The following is a 22,145-nucleotide window of genomic DNA, read 5'->3' as shown; positions in this document are numbered from 1 at the left end:
GAGACAGAAATAGTTTGAGGCGCAGGGGCTTATCATTGGGTAAAAAATCCTGGGTGCATCTCGAAAATCCTGGTTCAAATGCTAAGCCATTACAGGATTGGATGGCTGCGACCCAAAATCCATCTTAATCAAGCAAGTGCCTCAAGATTACACCGGGATTTAGCGTCCCCACAACCCCAACCCAAGCGATCGCCAAGCCATCCGTTAAGAAAACACAAAAAAGCTCAAGCGTTTATGCTTGAGCTTTTTCAAATTTAAGCTAGTTTGCTAAAACCTGTAGGACTGATCGACTAGCGATGCAACATCCAACCGGAGTTAGACGCCAATCTAAGGTTAGCTGTGAGGACTTAGTAACCGCGAGAGAAACCATCGCGTCTACCGCCACCGCCACCGCCACCAAACGAACCTCTATTTTCGCGAGGCTTCGCTTTATTGACTTTCATATCGCGCCCCATCCATTCTGCACCGTCAAGTGCATCAATGGCTGCTTGCTCTTCAGCTTCAGTGTTCATTTCAACGAAGCCGAAGCCACGAATACGACCTGTTTCCCGATCAGTCGGAAGCTGAACTCGCTTGACTGAACCATATTCTGCAAAGGCAGCGCTTAAATCTGCTTCTGTAACCTCATAGGAAAGATTACCAACATATATCGACATAGTCTATTCTCCAAAATCAGAGGTGTATAGAGAGTGAGATTTCGGAGAGAAGCCTGTCAATACAAAACGCGAAGAACCCGTTAATATTTGAAACAAATGCCACAACCGATACTTATTCTCATCGATCACTATAGCACTTTAGACAAATTGTGGGAATTATGCTTTATAAAAAATGCCAAAATCCAGCATTATTTAAAAAATAAAGCTCTAGAAACGGACAATATTGTCTGACAAACTCGATTTTCAAAGCGATCTGACATAGTCAATGTGATCTAGATCTCATCTTAACTGACTTTAGATCACTTACGAACAAAGTCTGCTGTCGTGCTCAAAGCCTTACCTCATCGCAGATTGCCAGGATGTTGATCCCTTCGTTGTTAAAGAAAAAACAGGGTCGTCAACCGCATTGGTCGTAAAAGGCTGTTTGTAAAGCTTTGTTAAGCAGTTTTTGCGGTCTATGGTTGCTTGGTTTGGCTCGGTCTGGGCAGGATTCAGCACATCCTCGTCATATTTATGAGGCAATTGCTTATTCTGCGTTAGATTAATTGCTCGATGTTTTCGTAGAGAGAAGCGATCGCGCACGTAAAACCGATGCTGGCAAATTCGACCCAATCTCCAGCCCGATAAATCTGGGGCACCCAAAGATTGTTAGATTTACGCTGAAATCGTTCAACCAAAATTTGTTTTTGATGGATGAGAACGTACTCTTCCAATTCTGCGATCGCCTTATAGTTGGCAAACTTATCGCCTCGATCAAAGGCTTCGGTAGAGTCCGATAACACTTCAATGATCAGTTTGGGATACAGAATAAAATCTTCATTTGAACTGCGATCTCTGTCGTCACACGTTACAGCCAGATCAGAGTAATAAAACAGGTTCAATGAAGGTATCCGAACTTTCATGTCCGTCGCATAGGAGAGACAACGCGTCCCGCGTAAATGGTTAACGAGTAGGGCAGAGAGGTTTCCAGTAATAATGACATGGGCTTTACTGGCTCCTGCCATGGCGACGATTTGCCCCTGAAGATACTCATGCTTCAGCGGACTAATACGCTCGATTTCTAAATAGTCTTCTGGTGTAAAGTATGCATGACTTTTATTAACGATCATCGCTACTTTCCTCCTTATGTTGACAAAAGCTTCGGAATCCATTTAGGAAACTGAGACTTACCGTGTTCACAAGTTGATAATGCTATGTGTTATCAATTAGTCATTAGTTTTAATTAATTTCATTTCAAAGCAATCGCCCTGGTAATATCACAGCAATTTAAACCGTCTCCTGCTTTGATAGTTTAGGTATCCCAACATAGGCTTAATTCTTGAAAGTCTTACTTTAACTGGGTTAAAGAAGCTACTCGCGATGTTACTGTACCGGATGCGTGAAAGTGGATTAGTAAGGGTAGGATTTGACTCCTATGGATGATTCTCGATCTGTGTATGGGCGGAGTGGATCTCGACCATATAACGAATGTCCAGTCCCTGTTTCCCCTGAAACTCTTGCCAATAGTCTTGCTGAACTCGCAGATGCACAAGGATTAAAAATCATTTCGTACGCTTTACGCACTCGTGGAGTTACTATTACTCTCCACGAATACGATAATTGGGATGGTGGAATATGGACATGGTTGATTACAGTATTCCTATTTCCAAAAGACTGGGCTGCGTTTGATGGTACGGAAGCAAGAGCCGCAGTTGAGAAAGAACTTACTGAACTTTCCAACGCTATTGTGGTGAGTAGTGCGCACGATTTTATAGTGCGACTTGCAGCAATTGCAGTTTCATCCTTCCCAAGTGTAACGAATCAAGGGCGGGCACATTCAGCGAATCCAGCAGCTATTGAACATGAAGGCTTGCTGTTCAGATCTCAACCAGAAGTCCTGTTATTCGTTGCTCTTCGCGATACGGGTCTACCAGTAATGCCATTGCCAGTCGTAACATTTAAGGGACCTCGCTTTAAGCGGATCGAACCCGACTTTATTGTCATTTGTCAGGGCGTGACTTTTGTTGTAGAAGTGGATGGTGATCGCTGGCATCAAGAATCCCCATCTGCGGCACAAGAGCGCTTACGCCACTTGGAAGATGAGGGTGTGAGAATTCTTCGTGTATCTGCTGAGGACTGTAACTCAATTGACTCTGCTAAGAAGACAGCAAAAAACATTCTATTTAGAATTGAACGGATATTGAAGAGTCGCTAGTGCGAAAAGGTGAGCAATGTTACGGGGTTAAGCGGTGAAAAGCGGGTGAGTGAAGCAATGGGGAGCGATCGCGATAGTTGAATATGCAATAACCGATCGTGCCAAATCTGTCCTTGCCTGTTTTGTTCGGTTTGCCATGCGATCGCCAGTTGCAAATGTTCCAGGGTGGCGAGTGCCAGTACGATTCGCCCTTGAGGATGCAGAGATTGAGCGCAGTGGCTCAAAATTTGCGGTAGGTTGCCACCACTGCCCCCAATGAAGATGCGATCGGGCGTGGGTAGTGCTTCTAAGGCTGTAGGAGCTTTCCCCTGGATGGGGGTGATGTTGGGGGTTTGGAAGCGTTGGCTGTTTTGTCGGATCAGGGTGATGCCAGCGGCAGTTTTTTCGATCGCGTAAAGCTTAGAATCGGGAAATAGGCGGGCAATTTCGATTGAGACGGAGCCTGTGCCGGCTCCGATATCCCAAATGGTTTGATCGGGTTGGAGTGCCAGTTCACCTAAAATCAACACGCGGATTTCGCGTTTGGTCATTAAACCGGGGCGATCGCTAAAACTGAGAAAGTGATGATCTGCCAATCCCAATGCAGGTAAGTGCTGTAAGTCTAATGGAGTGATCTCACTCGCGGCAGAGCGCAACAAGACAACCACATTCAGCGGTTCAAAGGTCTGATCAACCAGGCTGGTTGGTTGGAAGACGTTTACCCGTTCTTGCCGACTGCCCAAGTTTTCGCACACCCAGCATTGATACTGTCCCGGTAGGTCAAGGGCAATCAGCAACTGGGCGATCGCACTGGGGGTATTGGTGCCATCGGTGAGGACGGCAATTTTGTCATGTCCCTGTTGCAGGGTTTGGGTTAGTTCGTCGAGCGATCGCCCGTGGGCACTGATAACTTTGGCGTCTTGCCAGGGAACTTTGATGCGGCTGAAGGCGAGTTGAACAGAACTGAGATGGGGATGAATTGTGATCTGATCGGCGGGTAATTCTGCGAGTAATAATCGTCCCAGGCCAAAAAACAGCGGATCACCGGAGACGAGAACGACGATCAGCGGCGATTTGGACACTGTAGAACTGTTGTGGATCTGGTTGCGAATCAGTTCGATAGCGGTGTGAAAGTCGCCCAGGGTAAAGCGTTCGGCGGTGTGGTCGGGGAAATAGCTGAGATGGCGATCGCTGCCGACTAAGAGTGTGGCTTGTTCAAGCAGTTGATCAACGCTGGCACTTAAGCCTGGGGCTCCGTCTAAACCGATGCCCACAATATGGATGGGTGTGATTTGGTCAGCAATGCCCATGGGCTGAAGGGTTCCTGAGGACAACGTAAGGGTTTGGTATTTTAGAAATTCAAAATGATAGGCTGGTAACACCGTACTAGAATTTTGTATCAAGAGCTACCTACTGATTTGGCTCGTTTGATGCAACAGAGCATTGATCCAGAACCTCAGCGACTCTACAGGCACTCTGGATACGCGCTAGTTCGGGCATTCTCCTCACTGTGCTGTTGTTCTATGACTGCATTTTCTTCGAGTTGGCAACATCATTTCGTTGAAACGAACCACATTCGCTTGCACTGCGTGACGCAGGGCGAAGGTGAGCTGGTGGTTCTGCTGCATGGCTTTCCAGAGTTCTGGTATTCCTGGCGGCACCAAATTCCGGCATTAGCGCGTTATTTTAAGGTGGTTGTTCCCGATCTGCGCGGCTACAACGATTCTGACAAACCCAGTAGTGGCTATGATCTGGATACGTTGAGTGCTGACATTCAAGGGCTGATCAAAAGCTTGGGCTACACACGTGCGAATGTTGTCGGGCATGACTGGGGTGGGGCGATCGCCTGGAATTTGGCACACAAATTTCCCCAATCTCTTAACCGTCTGGCAGTGCTCAATGCGCCCCATCCATACCGTTTTTTAAAAGATTGGATTAGCAACTTAGACCAAATTCGCCGCAGTTGGTACATTCTGGCAGTGCAAGTGCCTGGATTGCCAGAGTGGTTGATTCAGCAAAACTTGAAAACCATTGTCACCAGTCTGTTTCAAGAACAATCTATCCGCAAAGGGGCATTTAGCAAGAGCGATACGGAAATTTATCAAGCCGCGTTATCCAAACCCGGTGTCATCCACGCCACGCTGAACTATTATCGTCAAATTTTTGCACCCCAAGTTTGGTTGCGGAGTTGGGGGCGATCGCCCGATCCGGTGACGGTTCCGACGTTAGTGCTGTGGGGAGAAGATGATTTTTACTTGAGCCAGCGATTAGCCGAGGGTATGGAACAGTTTGTTGCGGCACCGTTCAAGCTCACCTTGGTGCCCCATTGTGGGCACTGGATTCAACAAGAAGTTCCACAAACTGTTAACCGAGAACTGCTCAATTTTCTCAGATCCTAAAACGAACATCACTGCGAATATTCAAGTTTTAAGTTGGCATAGCGCTGCGTGGATTGATGCAGTACGGTGTTGTGGGGCACGGAGCGTCCTACAACACCGTTTCTGTACTTAAGATCGTGGATTTAATAAAACCGAAGATTTATGTTTGGAAGCGCGGCGGAGCCGCGCTTCCAAACATAAACTTCCGGTTTTAATTAATTTGTGATCCTTACCAACTTGCACACTGCTATGGGCACCATTCAACACACAACCGTAAGGACACAGGATGACGCGGAGAAACTGGGTCGCTAGGATAGGCTAGCAATCTACTTACATTCACCTCTGCTCATGGTTCTAGTTAACACGACCAACGGTCAAGTTGGAGTGGTCACCAACAGTAAATTCAGCCCATTTCTCACGAATGCTCCCATTTTTACAGACATTGCCCAATCCAGTACAGGGCAGATTTATGCTGCCGATTTTCAGTCGCTTTATAAACTGAATCGCAGCTCTGGCAGCATCACAAACGTAGGTTCTTTCGGAGTCAGCAATATTACAGGACTGGGATTCGGTCCTAAAAATCGGCTATATGCTATCGGCGGGTCTAATTTTTATCGAATCAACTTAACTACGGGTCAGGCAAAACGGATTTCTACCATTCCAGATTTCTATAGCAGTGGCGATATTGTCTATGACAAAACTCGACGGCAATTTTTTGCAACCTCTCGTTCCTTTGGTAGCAAAGACAGCCTTTACTCCATCAACTTGAGTGGCAAAGGAACCGAAATTGGGAATACCCGTTTTAATGATGTCTTTGGCTTAGCCTTTAAGGGTAAAACCCTCACAGGATATACTGATGCACGTCAAGAAATTTCGATTAATATCACGACTGGCAAAGGGACGCTCAAGCGGCGAGTCAGCTTAGTGGGCGAAATTTGGGGCGCAACTTGAGGACTAAAACGTAAATAAAAACCAGATGGTTTAGGTTGGTTCAATTCCCGATCCAGTAGTAGCATTCACTGCTTTTTGAAGACTATAGCGCTACGCACTTGGCTAGAACCAAATTATTTTGAGAAAGTCATGCTCTGCATGACTTTCTCAAAATAATTTGTACTCTACCTCAAAATAATTTGTACTCTACTCGATTGCAAATTGTTATAAGCGCTATGTACTCAAAACCAGAATGGTCATAGTTTGAAAAGCGGCGCTCCGCGCCGCTTTTCAAACTATGACCTGCGCGAACAGGATGGCATAACGCTATGCTTATCAATCGCAGGTTGGCTCAAGAGGACGGTTGAGAAAGTTTGGCAATTCCGCCTAACCCAAACAACCAAACTGCCATCATTACCCAGTGAAAGGCAACGACTGTCCAGATTGAGCCAGTCAATATATAAGTTGCTGTACAGGCAATGCCCAATAATCCAGTGAGCACGGGAAAGATGGGTTCATTCAAAGGCGATCGCCCTGCTTTAAATAACCCCGGCACCTTCAGCGGATGGTACACCATAAACAGCAGTAAACTGATGCCTGCCCAGGTTGCCCATTGAATCAGGGGTAGCCCTTCGCTCAGCGGGGGGATAAGTAATACTCTAAAAATCAATTCTTCCAACAGGACTGGGGAAACTAGCGTAATAACAACGCCTTTGACGATAGCCCAGCCACTCTCTGCGCTGGAGTTGGGGCGCAAGAATCCACCATACCAGCCTACCGGAAAGGCGATCGCACTATAAAGCAGAAAAATTGCCAGCGCTATTAGCCAATCGTGTAGCGATGGCACGGTCAAAAAAGCCTGAGAGAGACGGGTTAGGACAGTTGACATCATGGGCATGAAAACATATGTCGCGGATGCGGATCTGGATGCGGATCTAAGTTAGAGCGATACACCCCTCAAGTGACCCCGTGGATCCGAGGAACGGGCACTGCGAAGTTTTTCGTAATACTCTCGCTCAATGGGGCTGGGGTCTTTGGGTGGCACAATCACGACCCGTACCAACTGATCCGTCCGACCCCCTTTAGGATTCAACCACCCTTTGCCTCTCAGCCGCAACGTCTGTCCTGACTTAATTCCGGCTGGGATATTCATGCTGACAGTGCTATCGGGGGTGGGCACTTCAATCACCGCTCCCAACACCGCTTCATCGGGTGTAATCGGCAATTCACACATCAAATTCTCACCTTCAAATTGGAAGAAGGGATGGGGTTGCAATTCAATTTTGAGATAGAGATCGCCTCGCTTGGGGTTATAGGGACTTTGTTGCCCCTTACCTTTAATCCGCAAGCGACTGCCTGATTTCGCACCCGCAGGAATACGAACATCGACAATCTCTGTGCCAATATTCAAACGTTTTTGCACACCACGAAATGCATCAGAAAAGGACAGGGTCAAGGTCGATTCCAGATCTAATGCACCTGCTGTCGCTGTGCTGTCAAAATTAGAAAAATCGCCATAGCCACCATACCCCGTCGATCCACTTCGGGGAGATGTCCGATAGCCATAGGGTTGTCCTGCGTTGGGGTCGCCACCAAATCGACCCAACAACTCGTTAATAAAGTCATCAAAGCTGCCATATTGACTGAAGTCAAAGCCGCCGAAATCTGGCGCACCTGTTCCTGAAGGCGACCAAGAGCCAGCTTGCTTCCAATATTGCCCAAACTGGTCGTACTTTTTCCGTTTGTCGGGGTCTGAAAGAACTTCATAGGCTTCGTTGACTTCTTTAAAACGAGCCTCTGCCGCCTGGTTCCCCGGATTCATATCTGGATGATATTGTCGCGCCAGTTTTCGGTATACTCGCTTGATTTCATCTGCACTGGCAGTTTTGGTTACTCCCAAAATTGCATAGTAATCTTTGAAGTCCGTCGCAGCCATGCACTTGTTTCCTCCGTGAGGTCTGATTCTAAACTATCAAGGCTGTTTATGGTATTCTGTTCGGTTCTTACATGCCCGATAGGTGCAATTCCCGTACTTTATGCATTTTCGTCGAATCATTCGATACTTGCATATCGCGCTTCGCGCCTGGATAGATGACAGGTTTTGTGTGGGAACCTCGCTCCGCGAGGTTCCCACACAAAACCTGGACATTGCGCACTTGAGAATTGCTATAAAAGATTTTATGGAATTTTGGGGTTTGAAAAGGGGTAAGGATCGTGGGTTTTATTAAATTCACCATCCTAAATGAAGCAACGTCGATGTGAATCTTATCTCAATCTTCGTTCAGTGTAATGTTTTAGCGTATTATGGAATCTTGGATGCGTCATTGGCAGATGGGCAGCAACCGCCAAATCAAAATTTTGTCAGAAAACGTTTGACAAATGTACCGCTTGGTCTGCACAATAGAGATCGCGCCAATTAAGGGACTGTAGTTCAATTGGTTAGAGCACCGCCCTGTCACGGCGGAAGTTGCGGGTTCGAGCCCCGTCAGTCCCGTTCTAACGAAAGTCAAAATCTCTGTACCGTTCTTGTGGAAGGATAGCAGTGGAGCTGTTGTTCTCTTAACAAGAATTGGGCTGTATTAAATCTACGCGTCTAATAAGGCGAACCTGAACCTTGGTAGTCTTGCCCGAAGGGCAAGACTACCAAGGTTCATCAACCTTTGATGACCTCTAGAATGACGCAGAGGGACATCGAGATGAATATTTCATCCTTCTAAATGCGGCAAGATTTTAGATAAATCTAAATAGTTATCAATCACATCTGCCAGAGAGTTCAGCATCATTTCTCGCTGATCGCGATAGTTGGGAATGCCCGTTGGTAACGATTTTAAGCCGCGTTGTTGACGCAAGCGGTTCAACCATGCCCGTCGCCAGGGACCGTTATCAAAAATGCCGTGCAGGTAGGTGCCCCAGATTGACTGGGTTACATCGACAACGCCCAAGTTATTGTCATCAAACAATGATTTGAAGACGACGCCTCCGTCTGGATTGGCTTCTGTATCAACCAGGTGGCTGCGTCCTTGATGCAGTTCATAGCCCGATACGGGTAAGCCAGGTTGGGGGAAGTTAGAGGTGACCAGGCGTTGTCGAGCGATCTTTTGAGCCGTGATGACTGTTTTTAGCGGCACCAGCCCCAGCCCTTTATATCGACCTTCCTGGCCTTCGATGCCTTCGGGGTCGGCTAACAGTTTGCCCATCATCTGGAATCCTCCGCAGATGCCTAAGATGGTTCCGCCTGCGGCTGCGTAGCTTTGGACGGCTTCGGCAATGCCAGTGCGTTGCATGGCAACCAGGTCGGCGATGGTTGTTTTGGAACCGGGCAAAATGATGGCATCGGGATGCCCCAGAGAATCTTTTAACCCTACATATCTGAGGGATACGCTGGGTTCCGCATCCAGAGGATCAAAGTCGGTGAAGTTAGAAATTCGAGGGAGACGGATGACGGCGATCGTTAGATCGGCACTGGGGCTATTGTTGGGCGATCGATCGAGCAAGGATAGAGAGTCTTCTGCGGGAAAGGGTTGATCGAGCCAGGGAATGACCCCAATGACTGGAATACCCGTTCTTTCTTCAAGCCAGGTGATGCCCGATTGCAAAAGCGATCGCTGACCTCGAAACTTATTGATGACAACGCCTTTGATCAGTGCCCGTTCTTCCGGTTCTAGCAACTCTAACGTGCCGACTACATGGGCAAATGCGCCACCTCGATCAATATCGACGACTAAGATGGTGGCGGCGTTGAGGTGCTTCGCGACTCGCATATTAGTTAAGTCGCGATGCTTTAAATTAATTTCTGCCGGACTGCCTGCCCCTTCACAGATCAGTAAATCAAATTCTTCATTCAATCGGCTCAATGATTCTTCGATCGCCTGCCAACCCGTGTCAAAAAATTGCTCATAATAATCTGCTGCACTGACTCGACCAGCAGGTTTACCTTTGAGGATCACTTGAGAGGTCATATCACCCTGAGGCTTGAGCAAAATTGGATTCATCTCCGTGCGAGGCGTGACACCGGCTGCCCATGCCTGCACTGCCTGCGCATGACCAATTTCGCCACCACTAGCCGTGACGTAGGCATTGAGTGCCATATTTTGCCCCTTGAAGGGGGCAACTCGCCATCCTCGTCGAGACAAGATCCGACATAACGCTGCCGTCAGGAGCGATTTCCCTGCATGGGATGTAGTCCCGACAACCATGATGGCTTTCATTCAAAACCTCCGAAGAACCCCTAACAGTCTGTTGCTACTGTGTCTTTACGGGTAATGTTCTAACACCATTCTTGATTTTTTGAGAAGGGTACCAGGGAGTTTGTCTTAGTTGACAGCTAGGCTGGGGAGTCAACTTTTGCCATGGAAGTACTGCCTGAGCAGTGTCTGTAGCAACTGGAATGGACTGAACTCAGCACCTGGTTGGGTGTCAAATCATCAATTGGGGTTGAACATGACCTGATTTACGATATCCAAGCTGGTAACCTAGCCCACCGATGCCAGGCATTGTACAAGTGATCGAGCAGGGAAGCCGGTGGCAAACCACCAATCTGTTGCCATTTATCGAGCAATTGCCGTCCTAGCGGAGTCAGCCGGAAGCTATCCGTTAACCCTTGGCCATCTACTTCGCGGCGTAAAACCCCCACCTGAATTAACCAGAGCAGATGATTTTCTACCGCCATCTCCGGTAGAATGCGCCGCGTATAGCGGTTGCGGGTTCCTTCGGCATTGGCGATCGCCCTCAACGCTACACCTTGCCATCGCATCGTGGCAAATAACTGTAATTGAAATGGCGAACAAATGACGGCTCGTTCGGCACGCTGCGTCGCCTGACGAGAATATTCAATGGGTTGAGCGGCCTGAGATCCTATAGAAGCCATGAAACAGTGCCAATGTGCTGATTTAGATGAGCTTGGTAAATGATTCCAGTTTTTAGGTGAGAGCGAAGACAGTGCCTCAGGAGTCAACTCCTGCATGGTGTCAACGCAACCTAAGGTGATGCTCTGTGGCAACAGATCCGCACGATAGGGATATCTATGCTGAATCGGGTTGAGATGCCAGTGTTCTACGAAGCTGAGGCGTAATCAGAAGGCAGCATAGCCTGCTTTACCCCCGTGAACTGCACAGCTTCACAAAAAATTGCCATTAATGCGACATTGATGTTGGTTAAAAGCAGCACGTTGCACCGCTTTCACCCAACATTAACTCAATCTTGAGAACATTACCCGTGTCTATTCTATGCCCTTTTTCTGGGAAGGGGGCGACTTCAGGCAAAGCAGCAAAAAGAAAAGGGCGCAGAATTTTGCGCCCTGGCTAAGGATGATTCAAACGTGACAGACGATAGTGAATTGAAATTACATCAAACCGATTTGAGACAAAATTCCTTGACCCGTCAACAACTCGGTTGCTAGACCAATGGCGAAGCCCAGCATAGCCAGACGACCATTCCAAGTTTCAGCGATTTGAGTAAACCCGAACTTTGCATCTTGCTTTTCCATGATTCAGAAAACCTCTCAGACTTCAAGCTTCTGATACAAAAGTTAACACGCTTTAGAAAAGATCGCAACCTGACGATGCGGGGATGTCACCTCACATTTAAGGACGCTCATAAAAATAACTTGAATGACTTTTTTGGGAGCGTGTGGCTCCGCCACACGCTCCCAAAAAAGTTATGGGGTTTAATTTTGTAATCCGAAGTGTTACCCATGCACTAGCGTTGAAAGATCCTGGAGTCTTCTTTGAATGCTTTAAATTCCAGGGCATTGCCGCTGGGGTCCAGCAAAAACATCGTTGCTTGTTCGCCGATGTCGCCCTTAAAGCGAATGTAGGGGTTGACCAGGAACTTAATTCCGTGGTCTTGGAGTCTTTTAGCTAAAGCTTCCCAGTCTTCCATCTCTAGAATGACACCGAAATGTCGAACGGGTACGGCTCTGCCATCTACCGGGTTCGTTTCGGTCTGGGCACCTGTGTCGGTGCAGAGATGGGCAGTAATTTGATGCCCATATAGGTTAAAGTCAAGCCAGCGATCGCTGGTTCTGCCGACGGTACACCCTAAAACAGTTTGATAAAATTCGCGGGTTGCCTCTAAGTTGGTGACGGGGAACGCCACATGAAAGGGTCGTATAGTCATGTCAATTCTTTCCAGATTTTGGGGTAGATCGGGTGAAGACTCAAGCTCACCGCATGGGTATAGATTGGCTGAAACCGAAGGGGTATGGCAGGTGCGATCCTGAAAAACCTATCTGAAATATCAACTTTCCAGATAGGCTTTTAGGATCACAGATTAATTAATCTGTAATTCTTTTTGAGAGAGCGACGGCGGAGCCGCCGCTCTCTCAAAAAGAATCGGGTTTTATTAAATCCACGATCCTTAGTCCATCGCACCATAATTAGGAGAAGGAATTCGGGGTGCAGGGGTGGAACCCCTGGCTGGGGGCGCAGCCCCCAAACCCCCTGGTTTTATTTCCAAACCCCATTTGTGAATAACACTACTTAGAATCATGGATTGAATAAAATCGACGATTTATGTTTGGAAACGCGTCGCCGCCCTGCCAAAAATAAACGTTTGGGGTCTAAATAGAGGTTGGACAGAAGAGATTCTTTGGCTATCTTAGAAACGGAAATGATTTGATCGTGACCATGTTAAATACTGCTCGCTTAACCATTCGTGCGATCGCTTTGATTGTCCCTGCATTGTTAGTCGGCTGGAGCATGACACCACCTGCCCATGCCGATGAAGATGAAGCTGCCGAGGCGGTTGAACCTGCATTAGGAATTTGTGGGCTCTATTTTTATCCCGGTCTGACCGTGATTGATGCCAATGGGCAGGTGGTTGCCCTGGCAGATTACTGTAGTAATAGAGCGCTGTATCAAAATGCGGTGATTGTGCCGAGTGCAGATGGGTCTAGAGAAGATGCCTTTTGGCGAGCTTTTTTGATTGCGGCTAGCCCGACGGCACGGCAGTTTGCTGAATCTGTTGGACGCGAGAAAGTGGTGGATTATGGCGAAACTATTTGTCCGTTTTTACTGGATGGTGGCAGTATTGATCGGCTGAGAACGGTGCAATCTGATCGGCAAATCCCACCCAGTTTTGAAGCAGCTGTTACTGTTGCGGCTATTAATACGCACTGCCCACAATATAGTTCCAGCATTGGCAGATAAGGCATTGCTTACTTAATAGCGGGATGAATTTGAAGGCGAACCCAAAGGGTTTATGTTCAAATTTATCCCCAAACTTAGCAATGCTTGAGAAAACACAAGGAGAGGATAGGCGATCGCCTATCCTCTCCTTGTATCTTAGGGATTAGCTACATTACTTTAGTTAACCCATGCACCTCGATATTTTAGGTGATATTTAACAGACTCTTGAGCAGCGGGACGCTTGGGTTGACGCAACCTGAAACTGACACCCCGATAGTGACCGACCGTTTCTGCATCGGTCATTTCCACGGCAACCGATGGGGTTTTGTAAATGGCACCTCTGTAATGCAACTCCATGACCAACTTACCTCTGACTGAAGGGGGATAAACGCAAGGGGAAAACTGCAATCCGTCAGCGACAGACACCCTTGCCTATGGGATACTCAAATGTGCAGACATCAGAGACTCAAAATTAATTCTGTATCTATTGTTACTATTCGTCAGTTCTCTGTCAATTGGTTATATCGAAATTGTCATGGAGTTATAACGGTTGCAATGAATTGCAATAAGGACTTACGCATTTTTATAGGGTGGAGTAATGTGGGGGGATGCAACTCGCCACGCATAACAAAAAATTTCTATAGTGCTATAGCGATCCTAAATCCGGTGTGAAAGCGCCCGCCCGAAGGGCGCTTTCACACCGGATCATTTTCACAGATCAAATAGGATTGCTATATGCGCTCAGAATCAGCATAGTGATGGATTGAAAAGCGTCGCGTCGCGACGTTTTTCAATCCATCACTTTTAAATCGATGACGCAAGTCTATAGCGGCAGGGGTGGCAGGCTGGAGGTAGCTGTGTTGTCTGGACTCAGGGGAATAATGCGCGCTCTGAGGCGATCGCGTAACAGACGGGCTTGCAAAGCGTCTGCGCTGGCGCGATCGCGAAATAACCCTACCTGCATTGCCGAGCGTCCGTTAATTGTGGTGCGAAAGGCATCGGACACAATTGCTCTGACTCGTGCTTGTCGTCTCGTGCTACTGGCATAGACCACGACTCGATAGGTAGACCCTTGCGGGATGACTGAATCAGGCAACCGTGTCGTGGCAATTGGATCGGGCGTAGGAGTTGAAGCGATCGGCGGATAAGCTGGCACAATCACGACTGGAAAGGATTGGGTAGAACCAGGTGGTAAAGACGATACAGCCGTGGGTAGCGATACAGCCGTGGGTAGAGATGAAGAGGACGCGGGTAGCGAGTGGGATTTGTTAGGGGATGGTGTAGCCTCTGGTGTGGCGATCGCCATGATTTGAGTCTGATCGAGTTTGCGGTGTTCCGTGGCTGTCGCGTTGGCAGGATGCCCCAAACTACCGACTCCTAATCCTACGAATGCCAGTACTGCTAAGTTTGTGAGTGAACGTTTCATCGTGTATGTTCGTCAGATGCCCGTAGGTTGTCGTGATTAGTGTTCTTGCCGATGAGTTTGGACGAGGGCTTTGCCCCCGCTCAAACTGACCCTAAAAACTTAATTTGCAAGAGGTCTATTGTGTTCTACAACCTCAAGACGCGGCAGATCGGCAAAAGTTAAGGTTCCTATTCCTCTTTTTCATCTGGCACAATCTTGCCTCGGCGCAAGACGTTCCACCCTTTACCTGTCCATTGGATGACTGTAGACGGAACTCCCCCACCAGTGCTGGTGTCTGCCTGAGCGTGCAGAGTGGATGGAAAGGCGCTTTCAAAGGTGTGTAGCTCTCCTGGGGCAAGGGTTAGCACCTCTGGAAAGTCAGCATTGATGGCAGCGATCGTTTCTAACGGGGGTTCGCCCGACCGATTTACGCTGGTGGTTGCCAGTGGACCTGTCTGATTTAAAATATGGCGGGCGATCGCCCGATCGGGGACTCGAATCCCAATCGTGGTTGGATCCGTTGGGTTCATGGCTGGGGGCAGGCGATCGCTAGCCGGTAACACCAATGTCAATGCTCCCGGTAAATACTTCGCAGCCACCGATTGCCAGATGGCGAACTCGTCTGGGGTGCCTTTGACATAATTCCACAAGTCCTCTATCTCTCCAGCCATGAGAATCAGCGGCTTGGTCTGGCTCCGTTGCTTAGCCGCAAAGATTAACTCGGCTCGGTCTGGTCGAGCGGCTAAAGCCGGTACGGTGTCAGTCGGAAAGCTAATTAAGCGATCGCCCAAACGAGCGGCTTGGATTAATTCAGCCAGGGAAACTTGAGGCATGAGTGTGATGCTGATGCTAAGGATCGAAGAGGTAATTCGTCGGAAAACGTGGGGTTGATAGGGCAGCAACGCTGTCCTGCCAAGCATGACCGTCTAGATTTTATGCAATCTTCGATGCCTATGCTCGATTGGGTGCGGCGAGATTGCGGAAGAGGGTAAATTGAGGTTCAAATAAGAGCTTGACTGTACCCACAGGCCCGTTCCGGTGTTTGTTGATAATAATTTCTGCAATCCCGCGATCGGGCGTATCCGGGTTATAGTACTCGTCCCGATAGAGCATGATGATCAGATCCGCGTCTTGCTCAATTGAGTTGTGAACCACAATATTGTCGGCAACGAAGTTATGTAATCCAGGAACGGTAAGGTCAAAAACTTCTTCCTCTCCATCTGGCAGAATCGCCGCAATCGTATCCCAATACACATCACTATTGGCTAAAGTGGCGATCGTTTCTGATTGAACTACTTGCGCTAATCTTAAAGCGCGATCGCGGCTAATATTCTGTTGATAAAGCGTCGTACCGCAATGAGCCATTCCCAGCCCTGCTTGCATCTGACGTACTGTCAATCCGTTTACCTGCATGGCAGGAACCGCGTGTAGCCTCCAAACCTCAAACGGAATCACATCCCGGTTGGTGTTTGCAACCCGAATTTCGATGTGCCGTTGAATCTCATCCAGAGCACTTCGTTTGTAGTGCCCAACGGCTCCTACTTGATCGATAAATTTCTGAATATCTGGCTTACCAGTCACGGTGACGTGATGCTGGTCGCGCCCCTTGCCAGTTTGGGCATGAACTGAAAGACGAGCATTAATACCCAACCTAATCAGCAGCGATTGTACATCTTTTGCCAATTGCAGGCTGCTGCTAGCGTAGTAGGCGATCGGACGGAATGATCTGCCGCTCACTAACTTGACGCAGCCATCTGTACTCCACAGGTGACGTAGGAAAGTAGCGATCGCAGCTTGGGGTTGTTCAAAAACCTGGCTCGGAACAACTTTTTCATGAGAACGCAATCCAAACACACCCAAGCTATCTAGCCACTGAGCGATCGGATTTCTCACCCCATGCGTTAAACGCTGGCTGGCAGGAAGATAAACCTGATACCAGTCATGCTCCCTTGAGATCCTCGGACTAATTTGATCGCCAAATACCTGTGTTGCTAGAAGTACAACCGTATCTGCCAAATCCTCTTCTCGCGTGGTGTACTGAATCACATGCCGAGGCAGAGTGCAGCCATCCCCGATTAAATGACCCAGAAGGGCAAGTTCAGCATCACTCATCGTTTGGGTTGATGAACTTGGCAATTGACGAGGCAATGCCAGCCGATCGCCCGCTTGCAGTTCATCTAACCGCTTCCACCCGTGAATCGTGAGAAACTTATGATTTGCTGTTGCCCGAATCGTTCGTCCCAGCCCTGTCGTCATCCGAAAAACAGGTTTAACGCCAGTCGCAAAGGCGCTGCTGACGATCGATCGCTTTAACTGCATGGTCACTTGATCTAATGCCCAGACAGCAAACCCCGATTGACCCACTAGTTCACGAATGGGGGTTGCTGTGCCACTGTCTGCCATCGTGACTAAGGTATCTCCTGTGAGACAGCCTGACTCTCGGAGGTCTGACATCATGGGGCGTTTGTTGGTGCGCGACTCTACACCCCGACTCAATTGAGAGAGGGCGATGACGGGTACGTTGAGTTCACGGGCAAGTCCTTTGAGGGCTCGCGTCACCCGCGATAATTCCTGCACCCGATTCTCACTGCCACTGCCTTCCATCAATTGCAAATAGTCAACCAGCACTAAGCCTAACGCGCCCCCTTGTTCGGCTTGCAATCGTCGCGCTTTCGATCGCATTTCTGTCACAGAAATGTTGGGAGTATCGTCGATAAAAACCGGCAATTGGGATAGAAAGCTGATGGTGTGCCCCAGTGGTTCCCATTCCGTTTGACTGACCCGACCCGATCGCAACCGACCACTCTCAATCTTGACTTCGCTAGACAACAAGCGGTAAACCAACTGCTCTTTCGACATTTCTAAGCTGAAAATTGCCACGGGTAGCTTATGAAATGCAGCGATATTGCGGGCAATATTGAGAACGAAGCTGGTTTTGCCCATCGACGGTCTACCCGCAGCAATGATTAAATCAGAGCGCTGAAACCCCTGGGTCATGGCATCTAGATCATAAAAGCCACAGGAAATTCCGGGTAGCACCAACCCCAGCGATCGGCTTTCGATGTCTGAGAAGGTAGAGGTGAGAATATCGGCGGTTGAAATCAGACTGCGTTGCGGGCGTGCCTGGGTAATGCCAAAAATCTTTTGCTCAGATAAATCTAAAACTCGTTCCAGGGGTGAGCTGACTTCATACCCCAACTGCGTCACTTCGGTGCCCACCTGAATCAGTTGACGACGCAGATACTTATCCATTACCAGTTGGGCGTACTGGTCAATATTGACTGCACTGATGGTGCGGTCTACCAGTTGTGCCAAACTGCTATGTCCACCGACTTTTTCTAATAACCCCTGATCGTGCAGCCAACTGGCAACACTCATTAAATCTGTAGGTTTCCCCTGGGCTTGTAGCGCTAATGCGGCTCGATAAAGCTCTTGATGAATACTGATATAGAAAGCTTCTGGACGCAAGATCTCAACGACTCGGTTAATCGCTTCTGGATCGAGAAGAATGCCGCCCAGGATAGCTTCTTCTGCATCAATATTTTGTGGAGGAAGGCGATCGCCATAGCCTTGAAAACTCAGTTCCTGAACCATAGTTGATGCCGTAGGGGTAAGCGTCTGAGAATTGTCTGAGGTGAAGAGAGGAAGGGATAACGACTATTTGTAGCAGATCAATCCCTATAAAGCTCTACATATAGTGTTAAGATTCAATCCTTCCATATTGTAACCAGGTTGCCTGTGAAATCCGACAGGCAGTTCACAAATATAGCAGGTGCCAGGTGCCACCTGAAGAAGAAATAATCGTGGAATCCTGGATGTCTAAAAAGTACTTTAGTACTATTGTAGATGATTTGTATCGTAGCGCTTCGCACCTGGATAGATGAGCATTTGTGTGGGAGAGCCGCGCGGAGCGCGGCTCTCCCACACAAATGCGTATTTCATACCCTTGGGAATACATCAAAAGAAAGACGCTATTGGGCGTGCATCGCACGCCCAATAGCGTCTTTCAATCATTCGATTGGTGTTGCTCAATGTCAGGGCTACTTGTGAGAGTAACCATCCCTTGAGTTAGTTAAGGGCAACCACTTGAATCTCAATGGTGGCAACTACTTCGGGATGCAACTTGATCTCGACTTTGTACGTTCCCAGTTTGTGAATATCAGGAACCGTAATGCCGCGACGATCGATGTCTTGTCCGGTCGAAGATAGGATTGCTTCTGCAACTTCCCGATCCGTCACGGTTCCAAAAATCGCATCTTTTTCGCCGACTTGCTTCGCGATACTTAAGCGACCTGATTTTTCCAGTGCTGCCTTAATTTCTTCCGACTGCCTCTTCTCTTCTAACAATTGCTGCCGTCGTGCTTCTCTCCGTCGCTCTGCCTGCTTCAAGATTCCAGGGGTCGTACGGAGTGCCAACCCTTGGGGGATCAGATAATTTCTTGCATATCCGGGGGCAACCTCAACGAGGTCGCCTGTTTTCCCAAGCTTACTGACATCTTGATTAAGGACTAACTGAACCCGCTTAGCCATGATCCTCTACCAACTTCTAAACTAATAACGGCTTGTATCTTGTCTTATCTATACCGTCTGGTTATCTCCGAGAGATTAGTCTGCTTGAGAGATAGACGTTCCCATCTGAGTTGAGACAAGCACTGTTTTGCACTATCCAAAATTTACCCAAGCTATCATCCTACCGAAATAGAGTTCGCAAATGCAACCAAAATTTTGAATCCCGTTCAAATTGCGATCGCTTGCCTTTCTGCCAGGAACACGACGTTCTCGCGAAACATGGGGTTTAAAAATTGTCTTTTTGGCAGCGCAGATGCGCGAAAGTTGCGACGGGGTCTTTGGTGTTGGCTTGGGCTTGTAGAGCCGGTTGATCCCAGCGCAAAAAGGGATTGGTTTGTTTTTCCAGTCCGAGCCACGATGGCACGGTGGGTTGGTGCTGGTGGTACAACTGTCTAACATCCTCAAATCGGGTTGTCAGGGCAGAATTTTGGGCATCAACCGTTAGCGCAAACTGGAGATTTTTGAAGGTGTACTCATGGGCACACCACACTCTTGTATTGTCTGGCAACTGTCGCAGTTTCCCTAGAGACGCCACCATTTGAGCCGGAGAGCCTTCAAACAATCTGCCGCATCCACCGGCAAACAAGGTGTCTCCACAAAATAATTCCCCTGCTTCTTGGGGCGATCGCCCTGCAAAGTAGTAAGCAATATGGGCTTTGGTGTGACCCGGCACGAAAAAGATTTCGGCGTCTCGATCGGCAAATGAAATGCGATCGCCTTCTTTTAAAAAGACCTGTTGTCCCGGAATCCGACCCCGATCTTCGGCTCCCCCGTAAACAATCGCCTCTGGAAAATGATGTAGCAGTTCCGTATTTCCACCCACATGATCGCCATGGTGGTGGGTATTAAAAATAGCAATCAGGGATGCGTTTAAGTGCTGCAACTGTTTCAGTACAGGTTCTGCGTCTGCCGGATCGACCACAGCAGCAACCTGGCGTTCAGGATCGTGCAACAGAAAAATGTAATTATCAAATAAAGCAGGGAGACGATAAACCTGCATGCATATTTACTCCCGATAAATTGGGTACTCTTAGGATCATAGATTGGCTAAAACCAACGGTTAGTCAAGGAAGCGCGGCGTCGCCCCATTGCTTGTACTGACCGTCCAGGTTTTATTGACAGAGTGATCCCCACTATCGAAAGAGTGTGGGTAAACTCTATGCGCATCTCCGTTGCCACCAGGTAACTTTTATAAACTCTTTACAGCTTGATTATCCTAGCTTTGCCCAGAGATTGGGGTGGCTAGATGAGAATTTGAATAAGGGAGTGATATGGCTCCCATCCGTCCTGAAAACCTTTCGTGCAGCACAGGGTTACCCTATGGTGTCGTCTATTATGAAGATGAGTAAATCTACTCCGTCTATCCATACTGTTATTGACCATATAATTGAAGCCGGTCATATGAACCGGCAGCAGTATTTGCAATTAAGTTCTGCAATCCTTTCTGATCAAAAAATGACAGATGACGAACGCCGTCAAATCAACCGAATTTTTGATTATATTCAAGTAGGTCGGCTGCGGTTGATTAATTAGATATTTCCTGATGCGTACAAACTGAGGGTGGATAACAAGTCAGTCTATTGTTTTGACAGACCTGCAAGCTCGAACAGACCTGCAAACTCGATTTAAAAATCAATCAGTTTTCTAAACTCTCTATCTGTGCGACTCCTTCATTCAGTTTCTTTCTCATGATTGTGAATTCTCACAAACCTGCCAGGAGCAACGTCCCTAAAATATCGCTGATTGCTCCTGATTTATCGGGAGGAGGGGTCACAAGAGTTTATCTCTTAGCGAAAGCGCTTCAAAAACTCCACTACGACGTTAAGGTAGTGGGGTTCTTCTTCGGTAAGGACATTTATCCGACACCTCCTCCCGATTTGCCGGTGTGTGCATTACCCGGCGCTCGCTATCCACAATTATTCAGTCAGGTCTGGAAATTACTCAAAGTAATTGATGGCGACATTATCTATGCTGTAAAGCCCAGACCCACCAGTTTTGGCATCGCATTACTCAAACAACTCAGCGATCGCAAACCCGTCATCTTAGATGTCGATGATTGGGAATTGAGTTGGATGGGTGGCGATGACCATAAATATCGTCCGACCCCAAAACAATTAGCTAGAGATATCCTGAAACCAGATGGTGCGCTGCGAGAGCCAGAACATCGGCTCTATCTGGAATGGATGGAAAACTTAGTGAGTCGGTCGAATGCCATCACTGTTGATACTAAATTCCTGCAAACCCGTTACGGCGGAACATACTTGCCGAACGGGAAAGATACCTCGATCTTTGACCCCGACCAATTTGACCCGGAAGCCAGCAGAAAACGATTTGGGTTATCAGACTATCGGGTGCTGATGTTTCCTGGTACTGCCAGACCGCATAAGGGGCTAGAAGATGTTTTGGTGGCGCTTGAGCAACTCAATCAACCGGATTTGAGATTGGTCATTGTGGGGGGACGGAAACCTGATGACTACGATGACAGACTATTAGAACAATGGGGCAAGTGGATTATTCGAATGCCCACCTTTCCCTATGAAAAAATGGCTGAGGTTGTTGCGGCTGCCCATATTGTGGTGGTGCCACAACGCTTAACCGCTACGTCTCAAGCTCAGTTTCCCTTGAAACTGACCGACGGTATGGCAATGGCTAAACCTGTTTTAACCACAAGAGTGGGCGATATTCCTGAGATTCTTGGAAGTGCAGGGTATATAGTTGAGCCGAGTGCACCTGCTGAGCTTGCCACCCAAATTCAATGGATTTTTGATCACTGGGACGAAGCAACGGCTAACGGAAGGCAAGCTCGGGCAAGATGCGTAGAATATTACAGTACTGATGCGATGACAACTATTCTCTCGGAGGTGGTTGAGCGTTGCCTGCTAGTTAATGCATAAGACAACGTAACTG

At 48.0% G+C, this 22,145-nt stretch carries 21 protein-coding genes and 1 tRNA gene; 7 read left to right on the top strand and 15 right to left on the bottom strand.

The window, feature by feature from the left end:
• Positions 1 to 347: 347 nt before the first annotated feature.
• Together ACR6Z4_RS07340 and ACR6Z4_RS07335 are read right to left on the bottom strand one after the other, a co-directional pair.
• Positions 348 to 656 (bottom strand): RNA recognition motif domain-containing protein, encoded by a 309-nt coding sequence (locus ACR6Z4_RS07340; protein WP_479716587.1) that lies wholly within the window; start codon positions 654 to 656, stop codon positions 348 to 350.
• Positions 657 to 1,192: 536 nt separating this feature from the next.
• A complete protein-coding gene (locus ACR6Z4_RS07335) occupies positions 1,193 to 1,765 on the bottom strand; it encodes a Uma2 family endonuclease (protein ID WP_479716586.1) in 573 nt (190 codons plus the stop codon).
• A gap of 305 nt (positions 1,766 to 2,070) precedes the next feature.
• Here ACR6Z4_RS07335 and ACR6Z4_RS07330 point away from each other — a divergent pair, with 305 nt between their 5' ends.
• Complete coding sequence (locus tag ACR6Z4_RS07330) at positions 2,071 to 2,850, top strand: hypothetical protein (protein WP_479716585.1); 780 nt, start codon at positions 2,071 to 2,073, stop codon at positions 2,848 to 2,850.
• On the opposite strand, the gene cbiE is transcribed toward ACR6Z4_RS07330, so the two are convergent.
• Positions 2,847 to 4,139, bottom strand: a complete 1,293-nt coding sequence (gene cbiE / locus ACR6Z4_RS07325; RefSeq protein WP_479716584.1) for a precorrin-6y C5,15-methyltransferase (decarboxylating) subunit CbiE — start codon at positions 4,137 to 4,139, stop codon at positions 2,847 to 2,849. The two genes, ACR6Z4_RS07330 and cbiE, sit on opposite strands and share 4 nt — an antisense overlap.
• A 213-nt stretch (positions 4,140 to 4,352) precedes the next feature.
• Here cbiE and ACR6Z4_RS07320 point away from each other — a divergent pair, with 213 nt between their 5' ends.
• A complete protein-coding gene (locus ACR6Z4_RS07320; RefSeq protein WP_479716583.1) occupies positions 4,353 to 5,228 on the top strand; it encodes an alpha/beta fold hydrolase in 876 nt (291 codons plus the stop codon).
• A 327-nt stretch (positions 5,229 to 5,555) separates the two neighbouring features.
• Positions 5,556 to 6,158 carry a hypothetical protein gene (locus ACR6Z4_RS07315; protein WP_479716582.1) on the top strand — a complete coding sequence of 201 codons (603 nt, stop codon included), beginning with the start codon at positions 5,556 to 5,558 and terminating at the stop codon, positions 6,156 to 6,158.
• A 331-nt stretch (positions 6,159 to 6,489) separates the two neighbouring features.
• On the opposite strand, the gene ACR6Z4_RS07310 is transcribed toward ACR6Z4_RS07315, so the two are convergent.
• Together ACR6Z4_RS07310 and ACR6Z4_RS07305 are read right to left on the bottom strand one after the other, a co-directional pair.
• On the bottom strand, positions 6,490 to 7,029 hold the full coding sequence (locus tag ACR6Z4_RS07310; RefSeq protein WP_479716581.1) for a CPBP family glutamic-type intramembrane protease: 540 nt from the start codon (positions 7,027 to 7,029) through the stop codon (positions 6,490 to 6,492).
• Positions 7,030 to 7,077: 48 nt separating this feature from the next.
• Positions 7,078 to 8,073 (bottom strand): DnaJ C-terminal domain-containing protein, encoded by a 996-nt coding sequence (locus ACR6Z4_RS07305; protein WP_479716580.1) that lies wholly within the window; start codon positions 8,071 to 8,073, stop codon positions 7,078 to 7,080.
• 484 nt (positions 8,074 to 8,557) lie between these two features.
• Between ACR6Z4_RS07305 and ACR6Z4_RS07300 the strand changes: the two genes are divergently transcribed.
• A tRNA-Asp gene (locus tag ACR6Z4_RS07300) sits at positions 8,558 to 8,631 on the top strand.
• A 211-nt stretch (positions 8,632 to 8,842) separates the two neighbouring features.
• On the opposite strand, the gene cobQ is transcribed toward ACR6Z4_RS07300, so the two are convergent.
• The 4 genes from cobQ to ACR6Z4_RS07280 form a co-directional block, all read right to left on the bottom strand.
• Complete coding sequence (gene cobQ, locus ACR6Z4_RS07295; protein WP_479716579.1) at positions 8,843 to 10,345, bottom strand: cobyric acid synthase CobQ; 1,503 nt, start codon at positions 10,343 to 10,345, stop codon at positions 8,843 to 8,845.
• Positions 10,346 to 10,587: 242 nt separating this feature from the next.
• A complete protein-coding gene (locus ACR6Z4_RS07290) occupies positions 10,588 to 11,004 on the bottom strand; it encodes an Npun_F0494 family protein (RefSeq protein WP_479716578.1) in 417 nt (138 codons plus the stop codon).
• A 474-nt stretch (positions 11,005 to 11,478) separates the two neighbouring features.
• Positions 11,479 to 11,622 (bottom strand): high light inducible protein, encoded by a 144-nt coding sequence (locus ACR6Z4_RS07285; RefSeq protein WP_479716577.1) that lies wholly within the window; start codon positions 11,620 to 11,622, stop codon positions 11,479 to 11,481.
• 212 nt (positions 11,623 to 11,834) lie between these two features.
• Complete coding sequence (locus ACR6Z4_RS07280) at positions 11,835 to 12,254, bottom strand: VOC family protein (protein ID WP_479716576.1); 420 nt, start codon at positions 12,252 to 12,254, stop codon at positions 11,835 to 11,837.
• Between the two features lie 509 nt (positions 12,255 to 12,763).
• Between ACR6Z4_RS07280 and ACR6Z4_RS07275 the strand changes: the two genes are divergently transcribed.
• Positions 12,764 to 13,285, top strand: a complete 522-nt coding sequence (locus ACR6Z4_RS07275) for a hypothetical protein (protein WP_479716575.1) — start codon at positions 12,764 to 12,766, stop codon at positions 13,283 to 13,285.
• A 156-nt stretch (positions 13,286 to 13,441) separates the two neighbouring features.
• On the opposite strand, the gene ACR6Z4_RS07270 is transcribed toward ACR6Z4_RS07275, so the two are convergent.
• From ACR6Z4_RS07270 to gloB, 6 genes are all read right to left on the bottom strand, one after another.
• The gene (locus ACR6Z4_RS07270; RefSeq protein WP_479716574.1) at positions 13,442 to 13,690 is read right to left on the bottom strand and encodes a DUF4278 domain-containing protein; all 249 of its coding nucleotides are present in this window, start codon (positions 13,688 to 13,690) and stop codon (positions 13,442 to 13,444) included.
• A gap of 397 nt (positions 13,691 to 14,087) precedes the next feature.
• Positions 14,088 to 14,690, bottom strand: coding sequence for a hypothetical protein (locus ACR6Z4_RS07265; protein WP_479716573.1), 603 nt, complete (start codon positions 14,688 to 14,690; stop codon positions 14,088 to 14,090).
• A 167-nt stretch (positions 14,691 to 14,857) separates the two neighbouring features.
• Positions 14,858 to 15,502, bottom strand: coding sequence for an L-threonylcarbamoyladenylate synthase (locus tag ACR6Z4_RS07260; protein ID WP_479716572.1), 645 nt, complete (start codon positions 15,500 to 15,502; stop codon positions 14,858 to 14,860).
• 118 nt (positions 15,503 to 15,620) lie between these two features.
• Positions 15,621 to 18,263, bottom strand: coding sequence for a replicative DNA helicase (locus ACR6Z4_RS07255; protein ID WP_479716571.1), 2,643 nt, complete (start codon positions 18,261 to 18,263; stop codon positions 15,621 to 15,623).
• Positions 18,264 to 18,737: 474 nt separating this feature from the next.
• The gene (gene rplI / locus ACR6Z4_RS07250) at positions 18,738 to 19,199 is read right to left on the bottom strand and encodes a 50S ribosomal protein L9 (RefSeq protein WP_479716570.1); all 462 of its coding nucleotides are present in this window, start codon (positions 19,197 to 19,199) and stop codon (positions 18,738 to 18,740) included.
• A 265-nt stretch (positions 19,200 to 19,464) separates the two neighbouring features.
• A complete protein-coding gene (gloB, locus tag ACR6Z4_RS07245) occupies positions 19,465 to 20,238 on the bottom strand; it encodes a hydroxyacylglutathione hydrolase (RefSeq protein ID WP_479716569.1) in 774 nt (257 codons plus the stop codon).
• A 146-nt stretch (positions 20,239 to 20,384) separates the two neighbouring features.
• Between gloB and ACR6Z4_RS07240 the strand changes: the two genes are divergently transcribed.
• Positions 20,385 to 20,771 carry a hypothetical protein gene (locus tag ACR6Z4_RS07240; RefSeq protein ID WP_479716568.1) on the top strand — a complete coding sequence of 129 codons (387 nt, stop codon included), beginning with the start codon at positions 20,385 to 20,387 and terminating at the stop codon, positions 20,769 to 20,771.
• Between the two features lie 155 nt (positions 20,772 to 20,926).
• Positions 20,927 to 22,132 (top strand): glycosyltransferase family 4 protein, encoded by a 1,206-nt coding sequence (locus tag ACR6Z4_RS07235; RefSeq protein ID WP_479716567.1) that lies wholly within the window; start codon positions 20,927 to 20,929, stop codon positions 22,130 to 22,132.
• The last annotated feature ends 13 nt before the right edge of the window (positions 22,133 to 22,145 follow it).

Source organism: Calyptranema fuscum S582 (assembly GCF_055793305.1).
Note: the sequence above shows the minus strand (reverse complement) of the source record. Positions and strands in the feature narration are given on the sequence as shown.

Excerpts from the sequence above, each read along its gene's own strand:
- cobQ (WP_479716579.1), bottom strand. The coding sequence starts at position 10,345 with ATGAAAGCCATCATGGTTGTCGGGACTACATCCCATGCAGGGAAATCG.
- ACR6Z4_RS07235 (WP_479716567.1), top strand. The coding sequence starts at position 20,927 with ATGATTGTGAATTCTCACAAACCTGCCAGGAGCAACGTCCCTAAAATA.
- ACR6Z4_RS07285 (WP_479716577.1), bottom strand. The coding sequence starts at position 11,622 with ATGGAAAAGCAAGATGCAAAGTTCGGGTTTACTCAAATCGCTGAAACT.
- rplI (WP_479716570.1), bottom strand. The coding sequence starts at position 19,199 with ATGGCTAAGCGGGTTCAGTTAGTCCTTAATCAAGATGTCAGTAAGCTT.
- ACR6Z4_RS07330 (WP_479716585.1), top strand. The coding sequence starts at position 2,071 with ATGGATGATTCTCGATCTGTGTATGGGCGGAGTGGATCTCGACCATAT.
- gloB (WP_479716569.1), bottom strand. The coding sequence starts at position 20,238 with ATGCAGGTTTATCGTCTCCCTGCTTTATTTGATAATTACATTTTTCTG.
- ACR6Z4_RS07310 (WP_479716581.1), bottom strand. The coding sequence starts at position 7,029 with ATGATGTCAACTGTCCTAACCCGTCTCTCTCAGGCTTTTTTGACCGTG.
- ACR6Z4_RS07280 (WP_479716576.1), bottom strand. The coding sequence starts at position 12,254 with ATGACTATACGACCCTTTCATGTGGCGTTCCCCGTCACCAACTTAGAG.
- cbiE (WP_479716584.1), bottom strand. The coding sequence starts at position 4,139 with ATGGGCATTGCTGACCAAATCACACCCATCCATATTGTGGGCATCGGT.
- ACR6Z4_RS07305 (WP_479716580.1), bottom strand. The coding sequence starts at position 8,073 with ATGGCTGCGACGGACTTCAAAGATTACTATGCAATTTTGGGAGTAACC.
- ACR6Z4_RS07265 (WP_479716573.1), bottom strand. The coding sequence starts at position 14,690 with ATGAAACGTTCACTCACAAACTTAGCAGTACTGGCATTCGTAGGATTA.
- ACR6Z4_RS07275 (WP_479716575.1), top strand. The coding sequence starts at position 12,764 with ATGTTAAATACTGCTCGCTTAACCATTCGTGCGATCGCTTTGATTGTC.
- ACR6Z4_RS07320 (WP_479716583.1), top strand. The coding sequence starts at position 4,353 with ATGACTGCATTTTCTTCGAGTTGGCAACATCATTTCGTTGAAACGAAC.
- ACR6Z4_RS07260 (WP_479716572.1), bottom strand. The coding sequence starts at position 15,502 with ATGCCTCAAGTTTCCCTGGCTGAATTAATCCAAGCCGCTCGTTTGGGC.
- ACR6Z4_RS07340 (WP_479716587.1), bottom strand. The coding sequence starts at position 656 with ATGTCGATATATGTTGGTAATCTTTCCTATGAGGTTACAGAAGCAGAT.
- ACR6Z4_RS07290 (WP_479716578.1), bottom strand. The coding sequence starts at position 11,004 with ATGGCTTCTATAGGATCTCAGGCCGCTCAACCCATTGAATATTCTCGT.
- ACR6Z4_RS07335 (WP_479716586.1), bottom strand. The coding sequence starts at position 1,765 with ATGATCGTTAATAAAAGTCATGCATACTTTACACCAGAAGACTATTTA.
- ACR6Z4_RS07315 (WP_479716582.1), top strand. The coding sequence starts at position 5,556 with ATGGTTCTAGTTAACACGACCAACGGTCAAGTTGGAGTGGTCACCAAC.
- ACR6Z4_RS07255 (WP_479716571.1), bottom strand. The coding sequence starts at position 18,263 with ATGGTTCAGGAACTGAGTTTTCAAGGCTATGGCGATCGCCTTCCTCCA.